The 24,946-nt window shown below is 61.0% G+C and carries 24 protein-coding genes, 2 tRNA genes and 2 riboswitches; of the genes, 11 read left to right on the top strand and 15 right to left on the bottom strand.

Annotated features, from left to right (window positions below):
* The first annotated feature begins 362 nt into the window (after positions 1-362).
* From ACQKKX_RS10735 to ACQKKX_RS10755, 5 genes are all read left to right on the top strand, one after another.
* Complete coding sequence (locus tag ACQKKX_RS10735; RefSeq protein ID WP_427570682.1) at positions 363-3,539, top strand: helicase-related protein; 3,177 nt, start codon at positions 363-365, stop codon at positions 3,537-3,539.
* 4 nt (positions 3,540-3,543) lie between these two features.
* A complete protein-coding gene (locus ACQKKX_RS10740; RefSeq protein WP_427570683.1) occupies positions 3,544-3,969 on the top strand; it encodes an RNA-binding S4 domain-containing protein in 426 nt (141 codons plus the stop codon).
* Positions 3,970-4,165: 196 nt separating this feature from the next.
* Positions 4,166-4,504, top strand: a complete 339-nt coding sequence (fdxA, locus tag ACQKKX_RS10745) for a ferredoxin FdxA (RefSeq protein ID WP_427570684.1) — start codon at positions 4,166-4,168, stop codon at positions 4,502-4,504.
* Between the two features lie 409 nt (positions 4,505-4,913).
* A complete protein-coding gene (locus ACQKKX_RS10750) occupies positions 4,914-5,486 on the top strand; it encodes a CarD family transcriptional regulator (protein WP_427570685.1) in 573 nt (190 codons plus the stop codon).
* Positions 5,487-5,786: 300 nt separating this feature from the next.
* Positions 5,787-6,650, top strand: a complete 864-nt coding sequence (locus tag ACQKKX_RS10755; RefSeq protein ID WP_427570686.1) for an RNA polymerase factor sigma-32 — start codon at positions 5,787-5,789, stop codon at positions 6,648-6,650.
* 215 nt (positions 6,651-6,865) lie between these two features.
* Here ACQKKX_RS10755 and ACQKKX_RS10760 read toward each other — a convergent pair whose 3' ends face one another.
* The 8 genes from ACQKKX_RS10760 to ACQKKX_RS10795 form a co-directional block, all read right to left on the bottom strand.
* Positions 6,866-8,383: a M48 family metalloprotease gene (locus ACQKKX_RS10760; protein ID WP_427570687.1), complete on the bottom strand. Its 1,518-nt coding sequence runs from the start codon at positions 8,381-8,383 to the stop codon at positions 6,866-6,868.
* A 256-nt stretch (positions 8,384-8,639) separates the two neighbouring features.
* Positions 8,640-9,362: an ATP-binding cassette domain-containing protein gene (locus ACQKKX_RS10765; protein WP_427570894.1), complete on the bottom strand. Its 723-nt coding sequence runs from the start codon at positions 9,360-9,362 to the stop codon at positions 8,640-8,642.
* Between the two features lie 20 nt (positions 9,363-9,382).
* Entirely contained in the window at positions 9,383-11,017 is a 1,635-nt protein-coding gene (gene thiP, locus ACQKKX_RS10770; RefSeq protein ID WP_427570688.1) for a thiamine/thiamine pyrophosphate ABC transporter permease, read from the bottom strand.
* A 4-nt stretch (positions 11,018-11,021) separates the two neighbouring features.
* Positions 11,022-12,038 (bottom strand): thiamine ABC transporter substrate binding subunit, encoded by a 1,017-nt coding sequence (gene thiB, locus ACQKKX_RS10775; protein ID WP_427570689.1) that lies wholly within the window; start codon positions 12,036-12,038, stop codon positions 11,022-11,024.
* A gap of 39 nt (positions 12,039-12,077) precedes the next feature.
* Positions 12,078-12,184: riboswitch (TPP riboswitch) on the bottom strand.
* Positions 12,185-12,306: 122 nt separating this feature from the next.
* Positions 12,307-12,717 carry a response regulator gene (locus ACQKKX_RS10780; RefSeq protein WP_427570690.1) on the bottom strand — a complete coding sequence of 137 codons (411 nt, stop codon included), beginning with the start codon at positions 12,715-12,717 and terminating at the stop codon, positions 12,307-12,309.
* Positions 12,718-12,915: 198 nt separating this feature from the next.
* A complete protein-coding gene (locus tag ACQKKX_RS10785) occupies positions 12,916-14,739 on the bottom strand; it encodes an ABC-F family ATP-binding cassette domain-containing protein (RefSeq protein WP_427570691.1) in 1,824 nt (607 codons plus the stop codon).
* Positions 14,740-14,747: 8 nt separating this feature from the next.
* Entirely contained in the window at positions 14,748-15,398 is a 651-nt protein-coding gene (locus ACQKKX_RS10790) for a thiamine diphosphokinase (protein WP_427570692.1), read from the bottom strand.
* 103 nt (positions 15,399-15,501) lie between these two features.
* The gene (locus ACQKKX_RS10795; protein ID WP_427570693.1) at positions 15,502-15,675 is read right to left on the bottom strand and encodes a hypothetical protein; all 174 of its coding nucleotides are present in this window, start codon (positions 15,673-15,675) and stop codon (positions 15,502-15,504) included.
* A 154-nt stretch (positions 15,676-15,829) separates the two neighbouring features.
* A riboswitch (SAM riboswitch) is annotated at positions 15,830-15,907 on the top strand.
* Positions 15,908-15,965: 58 nt separating this feature from the next.
* Between ACQKKX_RS10795 and metA the strand changes: the two genes are divergently transcribed.
* Positions 15,966-16,892 carry a homoserine O-acetyltransferase MetA gene (metA, locus tag ACQKKX_RS10800; protein WP_427570694.1) on the top strand — a complete coding sequence of 309 codons (927 nt, stop codon included), beginning with the start codon at positions 15,966-15,968 and terminating at the stop codon, positions 16,890-16,892.
* Positions 16,893-17,014: 122 nt separating this feature from the next.
* Positions 17,015-18,034, top strand: a complete 1,020-nt coding sequence (locus ACQKKX_RS10805) for an aldose epimerase family protein (protein ID WP_427570695.1) — start codon at positions 17,015-17,017, stop codon at positions 18,032-18,034.
* Here the strand turns inward: ACQKKX_RS10805 and ACQKKX_RS10810 are convergent, their stop codons facing one another.
* The 7 genes from ACQKKX_RS10810 to ACQKKX_RS10840 form a co-directional block, all read right to left on the bottom strand.
* Positions 18,035-18,688 carry an exopolysaccharide biosynthesis protein gene (locus ACQKKX_RS10810; RefSeq protein ID WP_427570696.1) on the bottom strand — a complete coding sequence of 218 codons (654 nt, stop codon included), beginning with the start codon at positions 18,686-18,688 and terminating at the stop codon, positions 18,035-18,037. It abuts the gene before it with no gap.
* A 119-nt stretch (positions 18,689-18,807) separates the two neighbouring features.
* The gene (locus ACQKKX_RS10815; RefSeq protein WP_427570697.1) at positions 18,808-19,476 is read right to left on the bottom strand and encodes a DUF2076 domain-containing protein; all 669 of its coding nucleotides are present in this window, start codon (positions 19,474-19,476) and stop codon (positions 18,808-18,810) included.
* Positions 19,477-19,504: 28 nt separating this feature from the next.
* Positions 19,505-20,218, bottom strand: a complete 714-nt coding sequence (locus ACQKKX_RS10820; RefSeq protein ID WP_427570698.1) for a Bax inhibitor-1/YccA family protein — start codon at positions 20,216-20,218, stop codon at positions 19,505-19,507.
* Between the two features lie 24 nt (positions 20,219-20,242).
* On the bottom strand, positions 20,243-21,016 hold the full coding sequence (locus ACQKKX_RS10825; RefSeq protein ID WP_427570699.1) for an anti-sigma factor family protein: 774 nt from the start codon (positions 21,014-21,016) through the stop codon (positions 20,243-20,245).
* Positions 21,003-21,548 carry a sigma-70 family RNA polymerase sigma factor gene (locus tag ACQKKX_RS10830; RefSeq protein WP_427570700.1) on the bottom strand — a complete coding sequence of 182 codons (546 nt, stop codon included), beginning with the start codon at positions 21,546-21,548 and terminating at the stop codon, positions 21,003-21,005. The genes ACQKKX_RS10825 and ACQKKX_RS10830 overlap by 14 nt, the downstream gene beginning before the upstream one ends.
* A 127-nt stretch (positions 21,549-21,675) precedes the next feature.
* Positions 21,676-21,750, bottom strand: a tRNA-Gly gene (locus ACQKKX_RS10835).
* A 239-nt stretch (positions 21,751-21,989) separates the two neighbouring features.
* Positions 21,990-22,064: transfer RNA gene (locus tag ACQKKX_RS10840), tRNA-Gly, on the bottom strand.
* A 250-nt stretch (positions 22,065-22,314) separates the two neighbouring features.
* Between ACQKKX_RS10840 and ACQKKX_RS10845 the strand changes: the two genes are divergently transcribed.
* The 4 genes from ACQKKX_RS10845 to ACQKKX_RS10860 all read left to right on the top strand — a co-directional run bounded on the left by ACQKKX_RS10845 (position 22,315) and on the right by ACQKKX_RS10860 (position 24,896).
* A complete protein-coding gene (locus tag ACQKKX_RS10845; protein WP_427570701.1) occupies positions 22,315-22,839 on the top strand; it encodes a prolyl-tRNA synthetase associated domain-containing protein in 525 nt (174 codons plus the stop codon).
* 57 nt (positions 22,840-22,896) lie between these two features.
* Positions 22,897-23,916 carry a thioredoxin gene (trxA, locus tag ACQKKX_RS10850; RefSeq protein ID WP_427570702.1) on the top strand — a complete coding sequence of 340 codons (1,020 nt, stop codon included), beginning with the start codon at positions 22,897-22,899 and terminating at the stop codon, positions 23,914-23,916.
* Positions 23,917-24,027: 111 nt separating this feature from the next.
* Positions 24,028-24,702 carry an LON peptidase substrate-binding domain-containing protein gene (locus ACQKKX_RS10855; protein WP_427570703.1) on the top strand — a complete coding sequence of 225 codons (675 nt, stop codon included), beginning with the start codon at positions 24,028-24,030 and terminating at the stop codon, positions 24,700-24,702.
* Positions 24,703-24,707: 5 nt separating this feature from the next.
* Positions 24,708-24,896, top strand: coding sequence for a Trm112 family protein (locus ACQKKX_RS10860; RefSeq protein ID WP_427570704.1), 189 nt, complete (start codon positions 24,708-24,710; stop codon positions 24,894-24,896).
* Positions 24,897-24,946 lie beyond the last annotated feature (50 nt).

Below are 24,946 nucleotides of genomic sequence, written 5' to 3' on the forward strand. Positions count from 1 at the left end.
TCGCAATCCATAGTCAGATCGGTTTCTTAGCAATGGTTAAGGATAGAGCGCGAAATCTTGCATTCTAATAAGAGCATGAATCGTATTTCTACCCTGATTGTCCACCGTAAAATCCGATCGCGGTTAAGGCCCGAGGAACAAACGAGGAATACGTAGAAGTAACCGATTCGTCGCCTCTTCGTTCCTATGCTGTTCCGTCCTGCTTTCCCGCTTAGGGTGTTAGCCTCGAAGAGACCATGCGGCTGCGATGCCGGAGGCTGCCGGGGAGAAACGGCTTGCGTTTGGCTAATACTATCGCCATGTGTGACGGGCGTCCGGGGATCATATGCCCGGCGACCTTGTGATTAGTGCGGACTTTTGTCTTGAACGTTCAGCCCACGATATTGAGTGGCCGCGGTGTGACTGCGGTTCTCGGACCAACCAATACCGGCAAGACGCATTTTGCGATCGAACGCATGGTGGCGCACGGATCGGGCGTCATAGGCCTGCCGCTGCGCCTTCTGGCGCGCGAGGTTTACAGCCGGCTGGTGGAAAAAGTCGGGCACCATAATGTCGCACTGGTGACCGGCGAGGAAAAGATCACGCCGCATATGGCCCGTTTCTCCGTCTGCACGGTTGAGGCCATGCCGCGCGAAACCAAGGCTGCCTTCGTCGCCATCGATGAGGTGCAACTGGCGGGCGATCTTGAGCGCGGACATATCTTCACGGATCGTCTCCTGCATCTGCGCGGCCGCGAGGAAACGCTTCTGCTTGGTGCCGCAACCATGCGGCCGATCCTGGAAAAACTGCTGCCCGGCATCACCGTTGTCGAGCGTCCGCGTCTGTCGCAGCTTTTTTACTCCGGCCAGAAGAAGATCACCCGTCTGCCGCAGCGCACCGCCATCGTCGCTTTTTCTGCCGACGAGGTTTACGCGATCGCCGAATTGATCCGTCGCCAGCGCGGTGGTGCTGCCGTCGTGCTCGGCGCGCTTTCCCCGCGCACCCGCAACGCCCAGGTCGGCCTCTACCAGTCCGGCGATGTCGAATATCTGGTAGCGACGGATGCGATCGGCATGGGTCTTAATCTCGATGTCGATCACGTCGCCTTCGCACAGGATCGAAAGTTCGACGGTTTCCAGTTCCGCAATCTCAATCCGTCGGAAATGGCGCAGATTGCCGGTCGCGCCGGCCGCCACCTGCGCGACGGCACGTTTGGCGTAACCGGCCAGGTGCAGCCTTTTGACGAGGAGCTGGTGGAACGGATCGAAAGCCACCGGTTCGACAGCGTGAAAGTGCTGCAGTGGCGCTCCAAGCAGCTCGACTTCTCTTCGCTGCGCGATCTGCGCAACAGCCTCGATGCCGCTCCCGCCGTACAGGGCCTGACGCGCGCCCTTCCCGCAACCGACAGCCAGGCGCTGGATCACCTTTCGCGATATGCCGAGATCAAGGACCTGGCGACGACGCCCCAGCGCGTCGAAACGCTGTGGGACGCCTGTGCGCTTCCCGATTACCGGCGCATCGCGCCGGCGCAGCATGCTGACCTCATTTCGACGCTTTTTTCCGATCTTGTGCGCCATGGCGCGGTCAATGAAGATTTCATGGCCGAGCAGGTGAAGAGGGCGGACCGAACCGAAGGCGAGATCGACACGCTTTCGGCGCGAATCGCCCAAATCAGGACCTGGACCTATGTTTCAAATCGTCCGGGTTGGTTGGCGCATCCGACACACTGGCAAGAAAAGACACGGGAAATCGAAGATAGGTTGTCCGACGCGCTACATGAAAGGTTGACGAAACGCTTTGTTGATCGCAGGACATCTGTGCTCATGAAGCGCCTGAGAGAGAATGCGATGCTGGAAGCAGAAATTAGTGTAAATGGCGACGTTTTCGTCGAGGGACATCACGTCGGACAACTCGCCGGTTTCCGGTTCACAGCCGTCTCCGGGACGGATGGGCCGGATGCCAAGGCTGTTCAGGCTGCTGCGCAAAAAGCATTGGCGTTGGAATTCGAAGCCCGCGCCGCGCGTCTTTACGCCAGCGGCAATGGCGACCTCGCGCTCGGGTCCGACGGTTTCGTCCGCTGGCTTGGCGATCCGGTGGCGCGCCTTGCGGAAAGCGACCACGTCATGCGTCCGCGCGTCATTCTTCTGTCCGACGAGCAACTGACCGGCGGCGCCCGCGACCATGCGGCCGCGCGTATCGAGCGCTTCGTCAATCATCACATCGCAACGGTGCTGAAGCCGCTCGACGACCTGTCGCGGGCGGAGGACCTGCAGGGTATCGCCAAGGGGTTGGCCTTCCAGATCGTCGAAAATCTCGGCGTGCTCTTCCGTCGTGACGTTGCCGACGACGTCAAGTCGCTGGATCAGGAAGGCCGTGCGTCGATGCGCCGTTATGGCGTGCGTTTCGGCGCCTATCACATTTTCATGCCGGCGCTGCTGAAGCCGGCTCCGGCTGAACTCATCACGCTGCTCTGGGCGCTCAAGAACGATGGTCTCGACAAGCCGGGTTACGGAGAACTCATTCCGGCACTCGCGGCAGGGCGCACCTCGGTCGTAGCCGACGCCTCCTATGAGCGGATGTTCTATCGTCTGGCCGGTTTCCGTTTCCTCGGCAAGCGCGCCGTGCGCATCGACATCCTTGAACGCCTCGCCGATCTCATTCGTCCGCTTCTGCAGTGGAAGCCCGGGCAGCCGCGTCCGGAAGGCGCATATGACGGCCGCCGCTTCACCACCACGACGGCAATGCTTTCCATCCTCGGCGCCACCGCCGACGATATGGAAGAAATTCTCAAGGGTCTCGGTTACCGCGCCGACGCCGTGAAGGCCGAGGAGGCTGCAGCCTTCCTCGCAGGCGAAGACAGCAAGACCGCCGACGCTGGGGCATCCGTTGCCACGGCATCCGAACCGGAAGCCGAGGCCGTCGCCGCGGAGGAAAACGCCGCCGTTTCGCCTGAAGCCGCTCCCGTCGAAACGCAGGCGGATACGGCGCAGGTGGAGGCCGGTGCCGAAGCCACTGAGCCGTCGCCGGAGGCTTCCGCCGACGTCGCTTCGGTTGCCGGCACGGAAGCGCCCGCCGATACCACGCCAACGGCCGAAACGCCTGCCGCGGAACCTCAGGCTGCAGCGGAAGAGCCGAAGCCGGTTCTCCTGTGGCGTCCGGGTGGCGGCCGCAGTGAACAACAGCGTGGCGGCCGTCCGCAGGGTGAACGCCGCGGACATGGTCAACATACCCGTGGTGGCAAAGGACAGGCGGAAGGCGGCCAACAGCGCCGCGACAACCGTCGTGGCGGCGAAGGCCGCGGCAATGAAGGTCGCAGCGAGCAGGAAGGGCGGGGTCGTGACGGTGGCAAGCCGAACCGCGGCGATCGTCGTCTCGACAATCGTGGTGGCGATCGTCCGCCGCGCGGCGAGCGTCCGGACCGAAACGACCGGAACGAGCGGCATAAGTCGTCGCAGCAGCCGGCCCGGTTCGAGGCCCGTCCTCCTCGCAAGGAAAAGCCGCTGGACCCGGATTCGCCTTTCGCAAAGCTGGCTGCTCTCAAGGAGCAGCTGAAGAAGTGACGCCATGAGTGAAAAGCCAGGCGGAGATCTGCGTCAACGCATCGACAAATGGCTTTTCTTCACGCGCATGGCCAAGTCGCGGTCGTTGGCGCAGGCTCTGCTCAGCGCAGGACATGTGCGCGTCAACGGTCTTGCGATCCGTAAGCCCAGTTTTGACGTCAAGGTCGGCGACAGGGTCGAGCTGACACTGGAGCGGCGGGATGTCATTCTCGTCGTGAGGGGTGCCGGACAGCGCCGGGGTCCTTACGAGGAAGCCAAGGAACTTTACCAGGATCTGACGCCGCCGCGTGAAGTCACGGAGCGGCTGTCGGCGTTTGAGCAGGCGCAGCGCGCGCCCGGCAGCGGCCGTCCGACCAAAAAGGAGCGTCGGGAAACGGACAGGCTGTTTCCCGACATCGGGGGATCCGAAGGCGATTGGCCCAACGATTAGAATAAGCCGCTGCTCGGCGCCACGTTTTTGGAAAGCTTTATCCTTGCTAACCCGCCGCAAAGGCTTTACCTGACGTTCGAAACAGCCGGATAGCCCGCCTCTGTCGTTCCAGCGGTCGCGTTGTCCTCGTCCGGCCCCAGGGCCCGACCATTGCCGATATCGGGTTCCTGACCAACGCATTGATCTGGAGTGCCTCATGACTTACGTCGTGACCGATAACTGCATTCGCTGCAAATATACCGACTGCGTCGAAGTCTGCCCGGTCGATTGCTTTTATGAAGGCGAGAACTTTCTTGTCATTCATCCCGACGAGTGCATCGACTGCGGCGTCTGCGAGCCGGAATGTCCTGCCGAAGCGATCAAGCCGGATACCGAGCCTGGCCTCGACAAGTGGCTCAAGGTGAATGCCGAGTATGCGCAGGTCTGGCCCAATATCACCATCAAGCGTGATGCTATGCCGGAAGCCAAGGAAATGGACGGCGTTGCCGACAAGTTCGAACAGTTCTTTTCGGCGGAGCCGGGCTCCGGCGACTGAGGGCGGGAACGCGCGCGTCTCCGGCGCGCGTGCCGTCGTTGAGGCCTGAACGGGGACACGCTTACGTCCACCGCCGGACCCTCGTGGGGTGATTCGGCGTTGTTTCTGCGCAACGATAAAGCAAATCGTTGATTTCCGCGTATTTTTGTGGTAGACATCCAATACTGTTCCACAAAGCGGCATGCGTGTGCCCTGAAAACATCACGAAAATAGCACGTCCCCTTCGCGCGATCCCGTGAGTTGCCCTCAAGTCCGGGTGTCGATCGCAGATGTGTTCCTGTTGTTTTTTGGCGCGCGCTTCGAGCGGACCAGTAATGGAGTCACCCGACGGTTCCCCCGTCTCATCCGGGCCTGACTGACCCGGCCCTGGCAAAAATGCCGGGAGCGTAACAGGGAGTGTATTGTAAGAATGACGACCCAGCAGAAAAAATCTTCAGCGCGCCACGGCTTCAAGACTGGTGAATCCATTGTCTATCCGGCGCATGGAGTGGGCACGATATCCGCAATCGAGGAGCAGGAAGTGGCGGGCATGAAGCTCGAACTTTTCGTCATCGATTTCGAGAAGGACAAGATGCGCCTCAAGGTGCCGGTCGCCAAGGCCGTCAGTATCGGCATGCGCAAGCTTTCCGAAACGGACTTCGTCGAACGTGCCTTGAAGGTCGTTCAGGGCAAGGCTCGCGTCAAGCGCACCATGTGGTCGCGTCGCGCCCAGGAATATGATGCGAAGATCAATTCCGGCGACCTGATCTCGATTGCGGAAGTTGTCCGCGATCTTTATCGCGCTGAAAATCAGCCGGAACAGTCCTATTCGGAACGTCAGCTGTACGAAGCTGCGCTCGATCGCATGGCCCGCGAAATCGCCGCCGTCAACAAGATGTCGGATACGGAGTCCGTCCGTCTGATCGAGACCAACCTCGCCAAGGGTCCCAAGCGCGGCAAGTCCGTCGAAGAGGACGAGGCTCCGGAAGAGGAAGCGGCCTGATCAGGACGTGCTTCGCGAATTCAAAGAACCCGGCTCTGCCGGGTTTTTTTATTGGAACCAATCGCATTCCCGCGCGTTAACCCGCCGGAACGGCGCTCTGATGTCTCGTCATGGGGCCGTTTCAGCCACGGGGACGGGGTCATCTGCCTATCCCCCTAGACGAGCGAATAACGAGGGGTGCAACGACGCCACGATTTCACGCCGAAGCGCCAGTTCTCGGAACTCCAGGGTCCTGATACTGCGCTGATCCCGTAAAGTCGCGACATCCTTGCCGGATCAACTTGTTTCAAGGAGACCGTGATGAATGCCATGTCCGCAGACCGCAATATGATCAAGATCGCCATGTCGGCGCCCTATCTGGCGCGCGAGGAAGAAAGAGACCTCGCCGTGCGCTGGAAGGACGATCAGGACCAAGACGCTCGCAACCAGATTGCGCTCGCCCATATGCGCCTCGTCATTGCCATGGCATCGAAGTTTCGCGGCTTCGGGCTTCCCATGAGCGACCTTGTTCAAGAAGGCTATGTAGGGCTGCTGGAAGCGGCGGCAAGGTTTGAGCCGGCGCGTGACGTTCGTTTCTCCACCTATGCCAGCTGGTGGATTCGCGCCTCGATGCAGGACTACATCCTTCGCAACTGGTCGATCGTGCGCGGCGGAACCAGCTCCGCCCAAAAGGCGCTGTTCTTCAACCTGCGTCGCCTGCGTGCCAAGCTCGCGCGCGGCGACAGCAATCTTACGGCCCGTGCCATTCACGAGGAAATCGCCGTTGCGCTCGGCGTCAGCGTTGCCGACGTCCAGACGATGGATGCACGCCTGTCCGGCAATGACGCCTCGCTGCAGGCACCGTCGATTGCCGGAGACAACGACAGCGGCGAACGGCTCGACATGCTCGAAAGCGCCGAACCGCTGCCGGACGAGCAGGTCTCGGGCATGATCGACGGCGAGCGCCGCCTCAAATGGCTGCAAGGCGCCCTGACCAAGCTCAACGACCGCGAGAAAAAGATCATCCGCGCCCGCCGCCTGACCGATGACGGCGCCACGCTGGAGGCCCTCGGTGCGGAACTGGGAATTTCCAAGGAACGCGTGCGCCAGATCGAAAGCCGGGCGATCGAAAAGCTCAAATCGGCACTGGTTACCATGAACCCGCAAATGGCTGCGGCGTCCTGATTGGTCGCAGCAGCCATTTGAGCGCGCCAACGAAGTCGGTGGTGCAGGGAAGGCGGAACGTTTTCAACGAGCCGGCCTGATCCCTAAGGCGGGACGGCCTCAGTCGTCCGTCTTTGTCTCGCTCAAGGCCGCTGAAACGCCGAGTCCCTCCGGCCGCGATGTCCCATGGACGTAAACGCCGGTCCGGCGTGGATAGTGCAGTGGGGTGCAACCCGTTATTCCGAGATGATCTTGACTTTTTGACCGGCCGAGACGGTGGCACTGGCCGGCAGCGCATTGATCAGCTTGAACAGGTCGAGCTTGCGGTCGGTACCCATCATGCGGGCGGCAAGGCTCGCAATCGTGTCATTGGCACCGACAGTCACCACGCGGACGCGCAGCGGCTTGAGGCTGGCAATCTCCTGCGCGGTCATGCGGCGAAAACTTTGCCGCAGGATTTCGGCGGTCGGCTGCAAGGTGGTGCTGCCCTTCGGCACGGCGGTCAGGAAGCGGAAAATCTGCTTGTCGATGCGGATGACGGTAACATCGAAATCCCAGCGTTCGGCGCTGGCGCGGGCAGTGACCGCCGGCAGACCATTAACGGTGATTTCCCGAACGGTTTCGGGCAACAGACCCGCCACCCAGCCGCTGGTCATGTAATTGGTCAAAGTGCCGGTATCGCCTGCGGCCACGCCATCGAACCTGATGGCGGTCTCGTTGGGGCCCGTCGCCAGCACGGCTTCGACCTTGTTGTCGATGCGGAAACCTTCCGGCACATCGAAACGAATGCCCAACTCGCCATGCAGGAAGGTTTCGTTGCGGACATAGCCTTCTTCGGGACTGTCGCCGTAGAGCAGGCCGTCAATGCCGGCAAGGTAATAGTCGCGGCCACGATCCCCGACGGTGCCTTCCTGGCCGAAATTACGGGCGTGCTGGCGCGCCAGTTCGACGCGCTGCGGTGCGTTCGGGTGGCTGGAGAGGAAGTCGAGACTCTGGTCGTTGTCAGGATCTACCGCCGAAAACCGGGCATAGGCAGCCATGGAATCAAGGAAGCGTGGCGAGGCATAGGGATCGTAACCCGCCTCGCCCAGCATGCGCACGCCAATCACGTCCGCCTGCAGTTCCTGCTGGCGCGAAAACGCGGCGAGCCTCAGCTTGCCACGCGCAAGCGCCGCCTTGCCGGCAAGATCACTTGAGAGAACTTCGGCAACGACGCGGCTGGCAATCACTTCCGCCTCTTCGCGCTTTTGCCGCTCAATGCCGTGATTGGCCGTCACGTGGCCCATTTCGTGCGAAAGCACGGCCGCGACTTCGGATGCGTCGTTGGCCAGTGCCAGAAGACCACGGGTTACGTAGAGATAACCGCCGGGGAGGGCAAAGGCGTTGATCGCCGGGGAATTGAGGATGGTGATGCGAAAGGACTGATTCGGGTTTTCCGAAACGGCCGTCAGCGCGCCGGCGATCCGGGCAACGATGCGTTCTGTCTTGGCATCATGATATTCGCCGCCATAGCTTGCCACAATGCGCGGATGCTCGCGTGCGCCCATCTGGGCCCGCGGGTCGTTTTTTTGCACTTCGTCGACAATCTGCGGATTGGACGAGGGCGAGACATTGGCCTGATAGGTCTGGTCAAGGATCGATTGGCAGGCGGATAGGGCCGTGGCGCCGGCCAGCAGCAGGCACGATGCGGCCAGCCGCAGTCGCGTCGATGCGGGCGCATCAAGCTGTCTTTCGCTGGTCCTTCCGTCGGTCATGTCTCTCGCCGCGTTGCCTACCGTCATCTGCCCAAGCCTGTAGCAGCAGGCGTCTCTGTCGGGCCATCATGACCTAACCTTCGAAACCTGCCAAACAGCAAAGTCCACTTAGCTGATTTTGCGTGCTGCATGCACGAATATCCATGGAAATAGAAAGAAGCCAAGCTTTTGCAAGGAATTATCAATCCGTCATCATTCGGATAGCGGACTTGGCATCAGGCCACGTCCAAATTGTGGCACGCCGCCCATCGGTTCTTCACAGGGTCAGGAACGCGGCGAGACCTGGTACATCGCCGCGCGTCAGGAAACTGGCGATATCCGCCTGCAGACGCACTTCTCCGGCCTCGATGAAAATCGCATGATCGGCCAGATGACGCAGGGTTCCGCTGTCATGGGTCACGATCGCGACCGTGTTGCCGGTCTCGCGGTGAAGGTCAAGCAGTAGGTCTGCCATGGTCTGGCGCAGGGCGGGGTCGAGCGCCGCGAAGGGTTCGTCAAGCAGCAGCACGGGACGTCGGCGCACCAGAGCGCGGGCGAAAGCCGCCCGCTGCCGTTCGCCGCCAGACAGCGTGCCGGGATAGCGTTTGTCAAAACCCTTCAGCCCCACCCGCTCCAGCGCTTCTCCGATGCGCTCGCGGTCCTCTTTGCCCAATTTCAGCGCGGGACTGATGCCAAGGCCGATATTGCTGAAGAGGTCGAGATGGGCAAACAGGTTGTTGTCTTGAAAGACCAGCGATAGCGGTCGGGCCGAGGGATGCAGACCCTGCACATCGCGTCCGCCGATCGCGATCCTACCCGCATCCGGTGTCTCGAAACCGGCGACGAGATTGAGCAGCGTCGATTTGCCGGAGCCCGATGGACCGGTGATGGCGGTGATTGCACCGCCGGGCAGGGTGCAGTCGAAGCGGAACTTTTGCGCACCGAGCGTCAGGGCAACATTGGCAAGTCGCACGTCGGCTATCTCGCCGGCGGTCGTCATGATCATGCCGTTCGCTGGGCTCATCGCGTTCCTGACCTGTTGTCTTTCTTGTGGCTGCGCCCTGCCGTACCCGCGACTGTCAAGGCAAGGCACAAACAGGCAAGGATCAGCGCCAGCCCGTCGGCATCGGCGGTGCGGTAGCTCCCCAGGCGGCTATAGACGAGCCAGGGCAAGGTCACCAGATCCTGCGATCCGAACAGCGCGACGGCTCCCAGATCGCCGAGCGACAGAGCCATGGCGAAGGAAAACGCCGTTGCCATCGGCGCTGCCAGAAGCGGCAGGTCAATCAGCCGTAGTCGCGCGAGGCCATTAACGCCCAGATTGGCAGCCAGTTTCGCCGTCCTTTGCCTATGGCTTTCGAAAGCAGGCGACAGAACCCGCATGGCGAAGGGAAGCGCCATGAGGGCGTTGATGAGCACGACCAGGAAAGGTGCGAAAGACGGCAGGTTGCCAAAGGGTCGAAGCAGCAGGAACCAGCCGGTTCCAATAATGACCGGTGGCACGAGAAGAACGAGCGACGACAGGCTTGCGAGGGCCATGGAAAAGCCCCGTGCCGCAATATCGGGTCGGCGCGGGTCTGCAAGCGCCGCGCGTGCCTCAATGATGGCGACGGCCGCCATTAGGCAGAGCAACGCGGCAAGCCCGGCGATCCAGACGCTGGTCCATGCTGCTTTCCAGAAAACAGGCGCGGTCAACAATCGGCCAAGGTCTGCCGCGAGCCCGGCCATGACGATCGAGGCAAGTGGCAGACCCAGAAAGACAATGGCGACGCCGATGATGGTGCCGTCCCAGATCCGCGGAGTAACGCCGGCGCCATCGAAGCGTTTCGCCCGGCGCCCTGTGAAAGTGCCGTCATTCCCGGATTTCGGCAACAGCGCCATCAGCGAAAGGATCGATGCCGTGACCGCGATCTGCAGCAGCGCCAGCGCAATCGCGCGCTGGGGATCGAAATCGAACCGTAGCGACTGATAGATCGCCACTTCCAACGTCGTTGCCGCCGGTCCGCCGCCGAGTACCAAAACAAGGGTAAAGCTGGTGGCGCAGAGCATGAACACCAATCCGGCGATGCCGGCCAAAGGTCGTCTGATCGCTGGCCATTCGACGAACCGGAAGATCGAAAGGCCCGACATGCCGAGGCCGGCCGAAAGTCGCCAATATTCGGGGGGCAGTTGCTCCAGACTGGCCAGCATCAGCCGGGCGGCAAGCGGCAGGTTGAAGAAAACATGCGCGATCAGGATGCCGCTCAAGCCGTAGATGCCGAGCGGTTCCGCTCCACCGATCAGCGAAAGGCCGCTGTTGAGCATGCCGGCACGGCCCCAGACGCCGATCAGTCCGAGAGCGCCGATCAGGACCGGCAGACCCATCGGCACTGCCATGAGCCGGATGATCCAGATCCGGCCGGCAAAATCGGCTTGTCGCGCCAGGGCAAGGGCCAGCGGCAGTGCCAAGGCGACTGACAAAAGAGTCGAAAGGCCCGCCTGCCAGAGCGTGAAGCGCAGGATACGCCAGACATAGGCGTCGAACAGCGGTCGATCGGAACCGCTACCGTCGAAGGCGAGAAGGGCCGTCAGGGCAAGCGCAATGAACAGTGCAGCGCCGGCGAAAACCAATCCGCCAGCGGCCGTTCGCAGCAGTCTTTGCCTGCCCGTCAGCATCCGCTCAGGGCGTGCTCATGGCGGCCAGCCACTCGTCAAGCCAGGCGCGGCGGTTCTTCGCCACCTCGGCCGGGTCCATCAGAAATGTCTTTGCCGGCTTCACCAGCGCGTCGAATGCGTCGGGCAACGGCTTGTCGGTCGCAGCGGCCGGCATCATCCAGTTGGTGGTGGCAATCTCGTCCTGAAACGCGGGGGTCACCATGAAAGAGAGAAATCGCCGTGCCAGTTCCTTGTTTGGCGCGTTCTTTAGAAGGCCGGCCACCTCGATCTGGATATAATGGCCTTCGGTGAAGGCCGCGGCCCGGTAACGATCGCTGTTTTCCTCGATCATGTGGTAGGCGGGCGACGTCGTGTAGGAGAGGACCATCGGCACCTCGCCCTTGGTGAACATGCCGTAGGCCTCCGACCAGCCGGGGGGCACCGTCAGCACCCGCTTCCTGAGCCGCGCCCAGGCCTCCGGCGCCTTGTCGCCGTAAACCGACTTGACCCATAGAAGCAGCCCCAAGCCCGGTGTCGATGTGCGCGGATCCTGGATGACGATTTTCTGCGATGGATCGCCCTCAACCAGATCCTTCAAGCTCACCGGCGGATTTTTCACGGTCTGGCTATCGTAGACGACGGCAAAATGGCCGTAGTCATAGGGCACGAACATATCGTTCTGATAGCCACCGGGCACCGCAATGGCCGCGAGATCGATACCACTCTTGTCAAACATGCCGGTATCGGCTGCCTCTTTCGCGAGATTGGTATCCAGACCCAGCGCGATATCGGCTTGCGTGCTGCCGCCCTCCAGTTTCAGGCGGGTCAGCAGCGCCACGCCATCGGCAACGGCGGCAAAATTCACGGCGCAGTCGCAAGTCTTCTCAAAGGCCGCTTTCACCCGAGGGCCCGGTCCCCATTCCGCAACGAAGCTTTCATAGGTATAGATGGTCAGGGTCGGCTTTGCCTGCCCACGGCTTGGCAGAGCCAGGGACATGAGGGCCATAAAGGCCATGGCAAGACGAAAAACGGATCTACGCATCGGCGCCTCCTCAATCTTCAAATAGGGGAATAGGGCGCTGATGATGAGCCGTCTAATCCCTCCGCCGGTGTTAGCCGGATCAGGTTCCGCGGGTTGGCCGGAGGCCTCTCAGCCGCGCAAGTTACGCGGCACCCCGTTAGAGCGGTGAAAGATGTAAACGCTGGGGTCTGTCTTGGCAAGCAGGCTGCGACCGTGCGGCAGCCCAGAGGCATGGCCGCAGCAACCAGATCGTATAAACGGCGCTGGAAGCGGACGGTAGCTGGCGCGGTCAGTGCGTCGTGCGCTGGAATACCTGCAGTTCGCGGGGTACGGAGGCAATGCCGCCTATGCGGCTGGCAATCGCGTAATTGATCGACCGCTCCAGCACGTCGGGCATGGCCGGCTTGGTCAGAACGCCGAGCGTGCCTTCGACGCCCTTGTCAACGTCTTCCGGATTGGCGGTCATGAAGATGACGGTGATACCGTATTCCTCAGCCAATTGTCGGGCGATTTCCGGGCCGGTCGGTCCATCGGACAGATTGACATCGACAAGCGCGATGTCGGAGGACCCGGCGAGCGCCATGGCGTGCTTGCGGCCGCTGGCGAAACCCGAAACTTCCAACCCCATGCCCTCAATCGTTTCAGCCACATCAAGGGCGATGAGGAACTCGTCCTCGACGATCATGACCCGTTGTATCATTGGCTTGCTCGCCACGCGACGAAACGCAGAACCCGCCGACATGAACGTCCCCTCATTGAACTCGAAACATGTTCCGGCCGCTCTCACACAGGCAAACCGCCGGATTGAACGTCGAACGTCCTCGCAATGCGAATGTTCCGGCCCGCGCCAGACTTTTTTAGGTAATAACGGATTGTTAACGCTAACGTTTTGGTAACATTAGGTTTCGAGCTCCTCGCGGAGCATTTCGAGTTCCAGCCATTCCTCTTCGAGCTTCGCCTGCTTTTCCCGCAGGGCAGCCGCCTGTTCGGCAAGCTTGGCGAAGGCTTTCGGATCGCGCGAAAACAGATTGGGATCGGCCATGGCCTTGTCGTGCCTGGCAATCTCCGCCTCTGTGGCCGCGATGTCCTTTGGCAGGTTTTCAAGCGCGAATTTCTGTTTGTAGGATAGCTTTCCCTTGGCCTTCGAAGGCTCGGCCGTGAGGTTGGAGACCGCTGCGGCAGTTTCCGTTTTCACCTTTTCGGATTTGCGTTTTTCGTCTGCCGCACCCTTGCGCTGCGCCAGCATGTCGGTGTAACCGCCGGCATATTCGATCCAGCGGCCGTCCGGTGCGTCCGGGTTGGCCGGCGCAATTGTCGAGGTCACGGTGCGGTCGAGAAAGTCGCGGTCGTGGCTGACGAGGATGACGGTGCCGTTGTAACCCGCAACGATTTCCTGCAGCAGGTCCAGCGTCTCGATGTCGAGATCGTTGGTCGGTTCATCGAGGATCAGAAGGTTCGATGGTTTTGCCAGCATGCGAGCCAGCATCAGGCGGGCGCGCTCGCCACCGGACAGGTTCTTGATCGGCGTGCGGATCTGTTCCGGCTGGAACAGAAAATCCTTCATGTAGCCGGCGACGTGGCGCTGCTCACCATTGACGAGCAAGGTCTCACCGCGGCCATCGGTCAGATAATGTGACAGCGTGTCTTCCGGGTTAAGGTCCTCACGCTTCTGGTCCAGCGTGGCGATTTCCAGATTGGTGCCGAGCTTGATCCACCCATCGTCGGGCTTCAACTGTCCGGTCAGCATCTTCAAAAGCGTCGTCTTGCCGGCGCCGTTCGGACCAACGAGGCCGATCCGGTCCCCACGATGCACACGGATAGAGAAGGGCGCGACCACCGGCTTGTCATAGGTTTTGGTGATATTCTCGGCTTCGACTACCAGCTTACCCGACTCGCGGCCTTCGGCCACCGAAGCCTGAACGGAACCCTGCGGGCCCTTGTGGCCGCGATATTCGGCGCGCATGGCCTGCAATTCACCGACCCGGCGCATATTGCGCTTCCGGCGGGCCGTTACGCCGTAACGCATCCAATGTTCTTCGCGTTCGATCGCCTTGCCGAGCTTGTGCTGCTCGATCTCTTCCTCTTCCAGAATCTGATCTCGCCAGGCCTCGAAATGCCCGAACCCGCGCGACAGGCGCCGCGACGTGCCGCGATCCAGCCAGACGGTGGCGTTCGATACCTTTTCGAGAAAACGGCGGTCATGGCTGATGACCACAAGCGCGCTGCGGGTCTTTCGCAGCTCGTCTTCCAGCCATTCGATGGTCGGCAGGTCGAGATGGTTGGTCGGTTCGTCCAGCATCAGGATGTCCGGTTCCGGCGCCATTACCCGGGCGAGCGCCGCACGTCGCGCCTCGCCGCCGGAAAGGCGCGATGGCTCCTCTTCGCCGGTCAGGCCCAGATGTTCCAGCAGATAGGTAACGCGGTAAGGATCGTCCCCCGGTCCAAGTCCCGCTTCCGCATAGGCCTGCACGGTCGCGAAGGAGCCGAAATCCGGTGCCTGCTCGAGATAACGGATGGTCGCGGAGGGATGGCGAAACACTTCGCCCGACTGCGCCTCGACGAGGCCGGCTGCAATCTTCATCAGCGTTGATTTGCCCGAACCATTGCGGCCGACGAGGCAGATCCGGTCACCGGGTTCCACCTGCAGGTTGGCGCCGTTGAGGAGCGGTGTGCCGCCGAAGGTCAGAACGATATCGTCAAGTTTGAGGATAGGAGGTGCCATGAGGCCGCTTATGCTCCGGAAAAATCTTGGGGACGCGCAAGGATCATCGCCTTGCCCCGTTTGAGATGGAAAGCGACCGGTCCTTCCGCAACGTTGGAAACCGTGCGTGAAGAGCCATAGGCCAGCGAAAAGTCATTCAGGGGATATCGGGCACCGACGATATCAAGGCCGGTCAGGGAGGAAAACCCGAGAACCGAAAACAGCGCGCCGGGCGGAAGGTCGATCGTCTTGCTGCCGGCCAGAAATGGCGTCGCCTCCTCTTCGCCGGAGACAAGAACAACATCGATCCCCCGTTCCGCAAGCGCCATGGCATGGAGAAGATGCTGGAGCGCATGGTCGCTCCGTTCACCGCCCAGCGAACCTACAAGGATCAATCTCGTCGCACCACGCGCCAGTGCCTCGGCTGTGGCAATCGCGCCGTCTGTCTCGTTCTTGCCGACCGGAAAAGTCTGGCGTTCCACTCGCGACCATTGTTCCGCAAGGGCTGAACCGGCGGAATCAAAATCCCCGACCCATAATTCGGGGGTAAGACCGAGCGGCTGCGCATGCCGCATGCCACTGTCAGCGGCAATGACGCGGCTGCCCTTCACCATGTCTTTCAGACGGTCGGTAACGCTCAGTGTGCCGCCGAGCAAAATGGTGAAGGTGGAAGAGATCATACGCCAGCCCATAGCGCAAAGATGGCGTCAGGCAAAGCACCCATGCGGGCCAACGATGGCCCCCGAAGGCACAAAGGCGAAGTGGACGCGGATCGCAACCTTGCTATTGCGACGTGCTGACACCGTAAACTGCAATAAACAGGTAGAGGCAGAAGGCGGCAATCGCGAAGGCGGCCAGAAAAAAGACGAAGCCTCTGCCCATTTTCGCCTTTTGGGCCCGCGCTGCCGGCGGTTCGGTCTTGTCCTGCAAGCTGTGTTCGTCTTCCGGTCTGTTCATCGTCATCTCCTTTCGCGCGGTGGCAATGCAACAGATCGCAGCGAGGATGGTTCCAAGATAACCAGCGCGGGTATGGTCGCCGCCCACCATTGGGGCGCCATAAGGGTCATTTTTGCTGCCATTGACGCCACGGCCGGCAAGGATTATCTAAAATGTCGAACTTCGTGGTGATTTGGCCGGCCGGCTTGCAGCCACGTTAAAAAAGTCGCTAAAGGGCCGCGAGGAATAGGTACTCCCCACGGACCGGTCTGCGATTTTTTGCGGCCGGTTTTTGTTTTGTGGGTTCCGACATGCCGATCAAGATTCCCGATACCCTGCCTGCCTTCTCGACCCTTGTCGAGGAAGGCGTGCGCGTGATGACCGAGACCGCCGCCGTGCGGCAGGATATCCGCCCGCTGCAGATCGGTCTCCTGAACCTCATGCCCAACAAGATCAAGACCGAGATCCAGATGGCGCGCCTCGTCGGTGCGTCCCCGCTGCAGGTGGAGTTTTCGCTGGTCCGCATTGGCGGGCACAAGGCGAAGAACACCTCGGAAGACCATCTTCTATCCTTTTACGAAACGTGGGAGGAAGTGAAGAACCGCAAGTTCGACGGTTTCATCATCACCGGCGCCCCGGTGGAGCTGCTGGCTTACGAGGACGTCACCTACTGGCAGGAACTGAAGCAAATCCTCGACTGGACCCATACCAACGTCCATTCCACGCTGAACGTCTGCTGGGGTGCGATGGCGGCCATTTATCATTTCCATGGCGTGCCAAAGCACGAACTTAAGGAAAAGGCGTTCGGCGTCTATCGCCACCGCAATCTTGCGCCGGCCTCTGTCTATCTCAATGGGTTTTCCGACGATTTCCAGGTGCCGGTGTCACGCTGGACGGAAGTCAGGCGCGAGGACCTTACCAAGGTGCCGGAACTCGAAATCCTGATGGAATCTGACGAGATGGGCGTCTGCCTCGTGCATGAAAAGAAAGGTAACCGTCTCTACATGTTCAATCACGTGGAATATGATTCCACGTCGCTGGCCGACGAATATTTCCGCGACGTCGATGCCGGCATTCCGATCAAGATGCCGCATGACTATTTTCCGCACAATGATGCGGACCTGACACCGCAGAACCGCTGGCGCAGCCATGCGCACCTGTTTTTCGGCAACTGGATCAACGAGATATATCAGACCACCAGTTACGATCTCGAGGAGATAGGAAGGGATCGCGATTGAGGGTAGTGGCGCAACCACGAACATCCCGTCGCAAGATTTTCATAACCGTGGATAGGCGTAAGCCGTTGCGAAGACATTCGAAATAAGCCAGTTTGCTGTCTCAGGCTGAGGGAGCTGCTGACATGATTGCAGGCGAACGCGAGGTTTTCGGGCACACGTCGAAGGGGGAGGCCGTCCATCGCGTGACGCTTTCCGGCGGCGGATTGACCGCGAAGGTGCTGACCTGGGGTTCGGTTATCCAGGACCTGCGGCTCGAAGGCCATGACGCGCCGCTGGTGCTCGGTCTCAATACGCTCGACGACTATCTGCGGTACTCGCCCTATTTCGGCGCGACCCCGGGCCGTGTCGCCAACCGCATCAGTGCCGGCAGTTTTCCGCTCGACGGGGTGGAATATCAGCTGGAGCTCAACGAAAACGGTCTTGGTCATCTGCATGGCGGCAGCGACGGCATTGCCCGGCGCAACTGGACGATCGTCGATCTTTCCGCCGACCGCGTCGTGCTGTCGATCATCGATGCCGATGGCCGCGGCGGCTATCCCGGCAATTGCACGATCACGGCCACCTATCAGCTGAGGCAAGATGGCGTTCTTTCCGTCGTCTACCAGGCCAGCACGGACAAGACGACCATCTGCAACCTGTGCCAGCATTCCTATTTCAATCTCGACGGCAACGACACGATCCTGGACCACCAGATCATGCTCGCCGCCGATCATTATCTCCAGGTCGACGACATGCTGATGCCGACGGGTTCGCTGATCCCGGTCGCCGGCACCGACTTCGACTTTCACCAGATGCGCCCGATCCGCCGACAGGTCGGTGGCCAGCAGCTGCGTTACGACCATAACTTCTGCCTGTCGACCGAACGGGTGCAAAAGCGCAGCGTGGCGTTGGCACGCAGCCTCCATTCCGGCGTGACACTGGAAGTGCGCACCACCGAACCGGGTGTGCAATTTTACGCCGGTGACAAGCTGAACGTGCCGATCTCCGGCATTGGCGGTCGCCCCTATGATGCTTTCAGCGGCTTCTGCCTCGAAACGCAGGTCTGGCCGGACGCCGCCAACCATCCAAGGTTCCCGACCGCGGTGCTGCGGCCGGGCGAGACTTTGCGACAGGAAACGGACTACGTGTTTTCGCGCAGCTGATTACTGGAACAGCGTGAGCAGAAGGTAGATGGCGCTTTCGACCATGGCGTAGACGACGCCCGCCACAACGCCCAGCGAAACCACGCCGACCGCGCAGCCGGCAATCGTCCATAGTCCGTCCTTCTCCAGGATGCCGAAGGCAATGACACAAAGCGCCAGCGCCGGCAGCATGTTGCCAAGCGGGATCGGCAATGCCAGCACGAGCGCCAGGATCAGGCACAAGCCACCCATCAGCCGTTGGGCGAGCGGCGCGGCGAAGATCTTGAGCCGCGGGCGAAGCATGGTCTCTGCTTTCATGATCCATGGCTGCGTCCTGGCAAGCATCGCGGCAAAGTCGGTTCGCGCCATCGAACGGTCGGCGATCATCCGCGGCAGCCATGGTCTCAGTCCCAGCATCAGTTGCGCCGTCAGAAAGATCAGCGGAATGCCGAGAACGGAAGAGGTTCCCGGTGGCGTCGGAATGCAGTTGGGAACGGCAAAGACAAAAATCAGCGCCGCGATGGCACGGTCATTCATGCCGGCGAGGATATCGGAAAGGGAAATGCGCGACCGATTTTCGTCACCGGCAAGATTGCCAAGAATTTCGGAAAAGCGCTGAGCGCGTTGCTCCGCATCGAGATCTTCGGCGCTGTCAAATTTTTCGTCTGCGGCCATCGGGTCCAGAGATAGGTTTATTGCGGCCGATGCGTGGCTTGTAAGGGAAAGAGGTAACAGAAAAAAGAAATGGCCGCGGGCAGGCGCGGCCATTTTGGATGGCGGAGGCGAAGGCCGGATCAGAAATCCATGTCGTCGCCGCCGTCGTCCATGCCCGTATCGGCATCCTCGACGGGCTGTTCCGGTTCAGGCGTCGGAGCGGCCGTTTCGGCCGCCTGCGCCTCGTTGCCGCCCATCATGCCGGCAATCGCATTGCCGAGCAGGACGCCGCCGGCCACACCCATGGCCGTCTGGGCCGCACCGGCAAGAAAGCCGCCGCCGCCCATGCCGCCGCCAAAGCCGCCGCGCTGTGCGGCACCCGGGCGACCCCATGGACCACTCGGCTGTCCCGCCGGCTGGCCGTTCTGATCGCCATAGCCGTTCTGCATCTGGCCCTGGTTGCCGTAAGCGCCGACAGTCGGCTGCGCCGGACCGCGATAGGCGGCGTTTCCGGCCGGCTCGTGGCGCGGCTGGCTGCTGCTGCCGAACAGGCCGGAGAAGAAACCGCCGCCGCCGGCCGGTCGTGCCGAGGCCTGGTGTTCCAGTTCCTCGATGCGACGCTGGGCAGCTTCGAGCGCCTGTTCCTGCACGACGATCGTCTGCGCCATGAAATAGGGCGCTGCGGGCTGCGAGGCGACGCGCTGGTTGATAAAGGCTTCGGCCTCGCCGTCCCGCGGTCCGGTCTGGCCTTCCACCTGCTTCAGCTTACCGAACAGGCCGTCGATTGCATGGCGGTCGTTCTGGTCCATGAAGAACACTCCCTCTGTTCGGTCTGTCTTATTCTTCGCGCTGGCCGGTGAAGTTCAGCAGCAGCTGGAAGATGTTGACGAAGTTCAGGTAGAGCGACAGCGCACCCATTACGGCCATCTTCTGCTGGCTCTCCTGATCGTAGTTCTCGGCATACTGTTCCTTGATGTTCTGGGTGTCCCACATGGTCAGGCCCAGGAAGACGATGATGCCGATGACCGAGACTGCGAACTGCAGAGCGGTCGAGCCAAGGAAGATGTTGACGATCGAGGCGATCATCACGCCGATCAGGCCCATGATCATGAACGAGCCGAGCTTTGTGAGGTCACGCTTGGTGACATAACCGTAGAGGCTGGTCGCGCCGAACATGGTGGCGGCGATGAAGAAGGTGCGGGCGATCGAGGCACCGGTGAACACGAGGAACACGGAGGCGAGCGACAGGCCCATCACGGCGCAGAAGATCCAGAATGTCATCTGGGCGGAGGCCGCCGACATCGACTGGATCTTGAACGAGAAGAAGAAGACGAAGGCAAGCGGTGCAAGCATGACCACCCATTTCAACGGGCTCGAGAAGATCGGCACGTAAAGTGCCGGCGTGGTGCCGACGATGAAGGCGACGATGCCGGTGATGACCAGCCCGAGACCCATGTAGTTGTAGATGCGCAGCATGTGCTGGCGCAGGCCCTCGTCGAAATCCGCACGGGACTGGACGGAGGAATTGTAGCCGAAACGGGGCGTGTTCATCAAATTGCTCCTCTTGTGATTGGTCTAGTAAAGGGTGTCGGCGAGGGTTTGTGCCTCGTCTCTCAATCGGTCGGACCTGTCTGTTTCGGAGACGAGCGCATAGGCGACGTCACCGATCTGCCAGTAGGAGGCCTGGACGCCGGAGGACCGGGTCAGCGCCGCCTGCTGGACGGCGAAATTGCCGGGACGCACGGCAAACAGGGAAAGCCGTTCGCCGCCATTGCGCAGGATCGTCACCTCGACGCTCGGGCCGAAGGCGGATGGAAAGATCTGGACATCCTTCACCCGCCAGTCCGCCGGGATTTCCGGCATGACGATAGCGGTCGCCGACCGGATGCCGGCGGTGTCGTAACTCGTCGCCTCCGTCTGCGACGGCATGGTTTCGCGCAGCTTCGACGTCGTATGGGCGGTTATGGCTGCGTCGACGAAACTCGGCGCCGGAGTCGAGGCTTCGACCGTGCTCGGAGTGAACGGTCCGATGGTGCTGTTGGCAACCCAGCCGGCGCCCAGAAGCATTGCGATAGCCGCAGCGCGCTGCAGGGAATGAATGATCCGGTGGCGTGACAGCGCCCCTTGCAGGCGGCGTGCCGCATCGCGCGTCTCCGGCCGGCCGTGAATGGGGGCGGTCGCGAGCGCCAGACGCAATTCGCCGCGAATGGAACGGTCGGCCATCACCGTCGCGGCAATTTCCGGCCGCCGCGAGAGAAAGGCTTCCACCTCGATCCGGCGTGCGGTGTCGAGCTGGTCGTCCACATAGGCATCGATATCGCTGGGCAGGATCGGGTCAACGGGTTTCATCGCGTCCGCCTTCAATGATCTTCAGGTGACTGGCTGTGACATCGCGTCGGCCCTCCTCGAAAGCGCGCAGCTTTTCGCGCGCTCGAGAAATCCGCGACATCAACGTGCCAACAGGAATGGAGAGGGCCGATGCAGCATCCTGATAGGAAAGCCCCTCGATCGCCACGAGATGCAGCGCGTCACGCTGCTCGTCGGGCAGGGCATGGAATGCCTCCCGCAGCTGCCTGAGGCGGATCGAATGGTGCGGATCCCCCTGCTCGACAGTGTCGGTCAGATAGGCCGCATCGTCATGACGACGATCGAGCGACTTTGCCCGACGCAAGCGGTCGATATGGGTGTTGTGAACGATCGACAGCAACCAGTTGCGCAGATTGCCGCCGGTCCTGAACGTTGCCTTGCGTTCATAGGCACGCACCAGCGCGTCATGCACGAGGTCTTCCGCATCGTCCGGATGGCGGACCAGCGAACGCGCATAGCGGCGCAGGCTCGAAAGCTGCGCCAGAACGTCAAAGGGCTGTCGTTTGCTGCTCATGACCGGATATACGCATGCCGGAGATGGTTTATTCCGCGCTACGCAATTTTTTTTCGCGGTCGAGACGAACCACCAGTGCGACGCGCACGCCGTCTACGCAAGAGATACTGTGCTGAAACGAAAGAAATGGAGCGGGTGAAGCGATTCGAACGCTCGACCCTAACCTTGGCAAGGTTATGCTCTACCCCTGAGCTACACCCGCTCATATCCACCGGTCCGGGGTAGTTATGCTGAACCGTGGGCCGCATCGCTGCGACGAAGCGGTGTATCGCTCAAAGCATTTTCAAATGCAACACCTTTGTGACGCAGGTGAAGCATTTTTTACGGCGGCGTATGTGGCTGATTTTTTGCGTACGCTAGGCGCAGAGGCAAGCCGGCAGTGCCCCGAAAGAAGTCAGCGGCTTGAAGCCGTTTCCGATAGCATTCGTTGAGAAGAGAAAATGGAGCGGGTGAAGCGATTCGAACGCTCGACCCTAACCTTGGCAAGGTTATGCTCTACCCCTGAGCTACACCCGCTCATATCCACCGGTCCGGGGTAGTTATGCTGAACCGTGGGCCGCATCGCTGCGACGAGGCGGTGTATCGCCCAAACCATTTTCAAATGCAACAGGGAAATTGCAGGTGCGCGAAGAAAATCGTTCCGGCTCGGAGGCTTCGGATCTGCCGTCGGGGAGGACGGGCTGACTGGTTGATGTGGGTCCGGGCTCTTGTTGGGTGCGAGAGCGCTGTCTAAGGTCTGGAAGACAACAAAACGGAACCGCATGACATGACAGAGATCGCGCCGTCCACAACACCGCCTGCCACCGCCGAAGATCTTTTCCGGTTTCTTGACGGTCTCGGCATCGCCCATACGACCAGAACCCACCCGCCGGTCTTCACCGTTGCGGAGTCTGAAAGTCTGCGTGACGAAATTCCCGGCGCTCATACCAAGAACCTGTTCGTAAAGGACAAGAAGGACCGGTATTTCGTCGTCACCGTCGAGGAGCGTGCCGAGGTCGATCTCAAGAACGTGCACAAGATCATCGGTGCATCCAGCCGCGTGTCCTTCGGCAGACCGGAAAAGATGGTCGAGTTTTTAGGCGTCGTCCCAGGTTCCGTGACGGTCTTTGCCGCCTTCAACGATCGCCAGCACAACGTCACATTCGTAATCGACGAAGCTCTGATGGCGTATGACATCATCAACGGCCATCCGCTGTCGAACGACGCGACGACCTCGGTTGCGACATCGGATCTGATGCGCTTCTTCCAAGCCACCGGGCATGAGCCGCTTGTCTTGAATATCACGGGCTGACATACGATCTTTCCGGCCTACATAGAGAAGACGAAAGACGCTTTGCGGGAGACCATCATGAGCGACACAAACAATCCTTACGGCGGCAGCCAGTATGGCGGCTCCTACGGTCAGTCCTACGGCGGCCAGGGTGGCGCCTCGGTTTCCTATGGCGGCGCTACGGCCCCCGCGGCTCCATCTCCGGCTTCCGCGCCAGCCGGGGACGTCATCGTCGATACGACGACGGCCGCCTTCACCAGGGACGTGCTGGAAGAATCCCGTCATCGTCCGGTTCTGGTCGATTTCTGGGCGCCCTGGTGCGGTCCGTGCAAGCAGTTGACCCCGGTCATCGAAAAGGTGGTCAACGAGGCGGCCGGCGCGGTTCGTCTGGTCAAGCTCAATATCGACGACCATCCGTCCATTCCAGGCCAGCTCGGCATCCAGTCGATCCCGGCCGTCATCGCTTTTGTCGATGGTCGACCCGTCGATGGTTTCATGGGCGCGGTGCCCGAAAGCCAGGTCCGCGAATTCGTTGAGAAGCTTGCCGGTCCTCCCGGTGCCGATCAGGCTGCCGAGATCGAAGCCGTGCTTGCCGAGGCTGAGGGCCTGCTTGCTGCGGGACAGGTTCAGGAGGCGGCGCAGCTCTATGGCGCGGTTCTACAGGCCGATGCGCAAAACCCAAAGGCTGCCGCCGGCATGATCCAGTGCCTGCTGGCGCTGGGCGAGACCGGGCGTGCGTCTCAGATGCTCGCCTCGCTGCCGCAGGAAATGACCGCCGATCCGGCAATCGTGGCTGTAAGCACCAAGCTTGCGCAGATCGAGGAGGCCCGCAAGCTGGGCGATCCCGTGGCGCTCGAACAGGCCCTTGCCGCCAATCCGGACGATCACGAAGCGCGCATGAACCTTGCGAAAATCCTCAATGTGCAGGGCGAGCGCGAAGCTGCGGCCGACCATCTGCTGACGATCATGCGCAAGGATCGCGGTTTCGACGATGACGGCGCGCGTCGCCAGCTGCTGCAGTTTTTCGACGTCTGGGGGCCTAAGGATCCTGCCACGATTTCGACACGCCGCCGTCTCTCCTCCATTCTGTTTTCCTGAGCGGATTTGGCACTTGCGTTTAGCCATGACCGCCCCACATTACCCGTGAGGCGGTCAGCAGGCATGAAACACAGCCGCAGGAGGCACCGCCGGTACTTCCGGAGGTTAGGCATGCATGTTGGCAACGCGCGATATCTGAAACTCGAGGATTTGCCTGAGAAAATCCCCGTCTTTCCGTTGACCGGTGCGCTTCTTCTACCCGGCGGGCAACTTCCTCTGAACATTTTCGAACCCCGTTATCTGGCCATGTTCGATGCGGCCATGTCGGGCGACCGTCTGATCGGCATGGTCCAGCCCGCCATGGGTGAACACGAGGGCGAGGAGGGCACGAACCCGGCGCTGAGCCATATCGGCTGCGTCGGTCGCATCACCTCCTTCGGCGAGACGGGCGACGGGCGCTACATAACCTCGCTCAGCGGCATCTGCCGTTTCCGCCTGATCGAAGAAATGGGCGATGGCCATCCCTTCCGGATCTTCAAGATTTCCCCCTTTCTCTCCGACCTGACCGATGATGACGAGGGCTCGGTCGACCGGGGCGCCTTGCTGCGGGTGTTCCGTGCCTATCTCGATGCCAACAAGCTGGAAGCCGACTGGGACAGCGTGGAGCGCGCGGGCAATCGGACGCTGGTCAATTCGCTGTCGATGATGTCGCCTTTCGGCCCGGCTGAGAAGCAGGCATTGCTGGAAGCTCCGGATCTGAAGTCCCGTGCCGAAACACTGATCGCCATCACCGAAATCCTTCTGGCGCGCGGTTTCGGCGAAATCGAAACGACAAGGTTGCAATAGAACCGATGGACGAAAGACTGAGCAAGGTCGATCCGCGACTGCTTGAATTGCTGGTCTGTCCGCTTTCAAAGGGACGGCTGGTGTTTCGGCGCGATACCAATGAGCTCGTATCCGAAGGCGCGCATCTCGCCTATCCGATCCGCGACGGCATTCCGATCATGCTGGTTTCCGAAGCCCGCAGGCTGGAAGACTAAAAATGACTTCGTCTTCCCCGGGCTGATCGAATCGCAGCAAGACGCAGCGG

Source organism: Neorhizobium sp. NPDC001467 (genome assembly GCF_050275975.1).
GTDB lineage: Bacteria > Pseudomonadota > Alphaproteobacteria > Rhizobiales > Rhizobiaceae > Neorhizobium.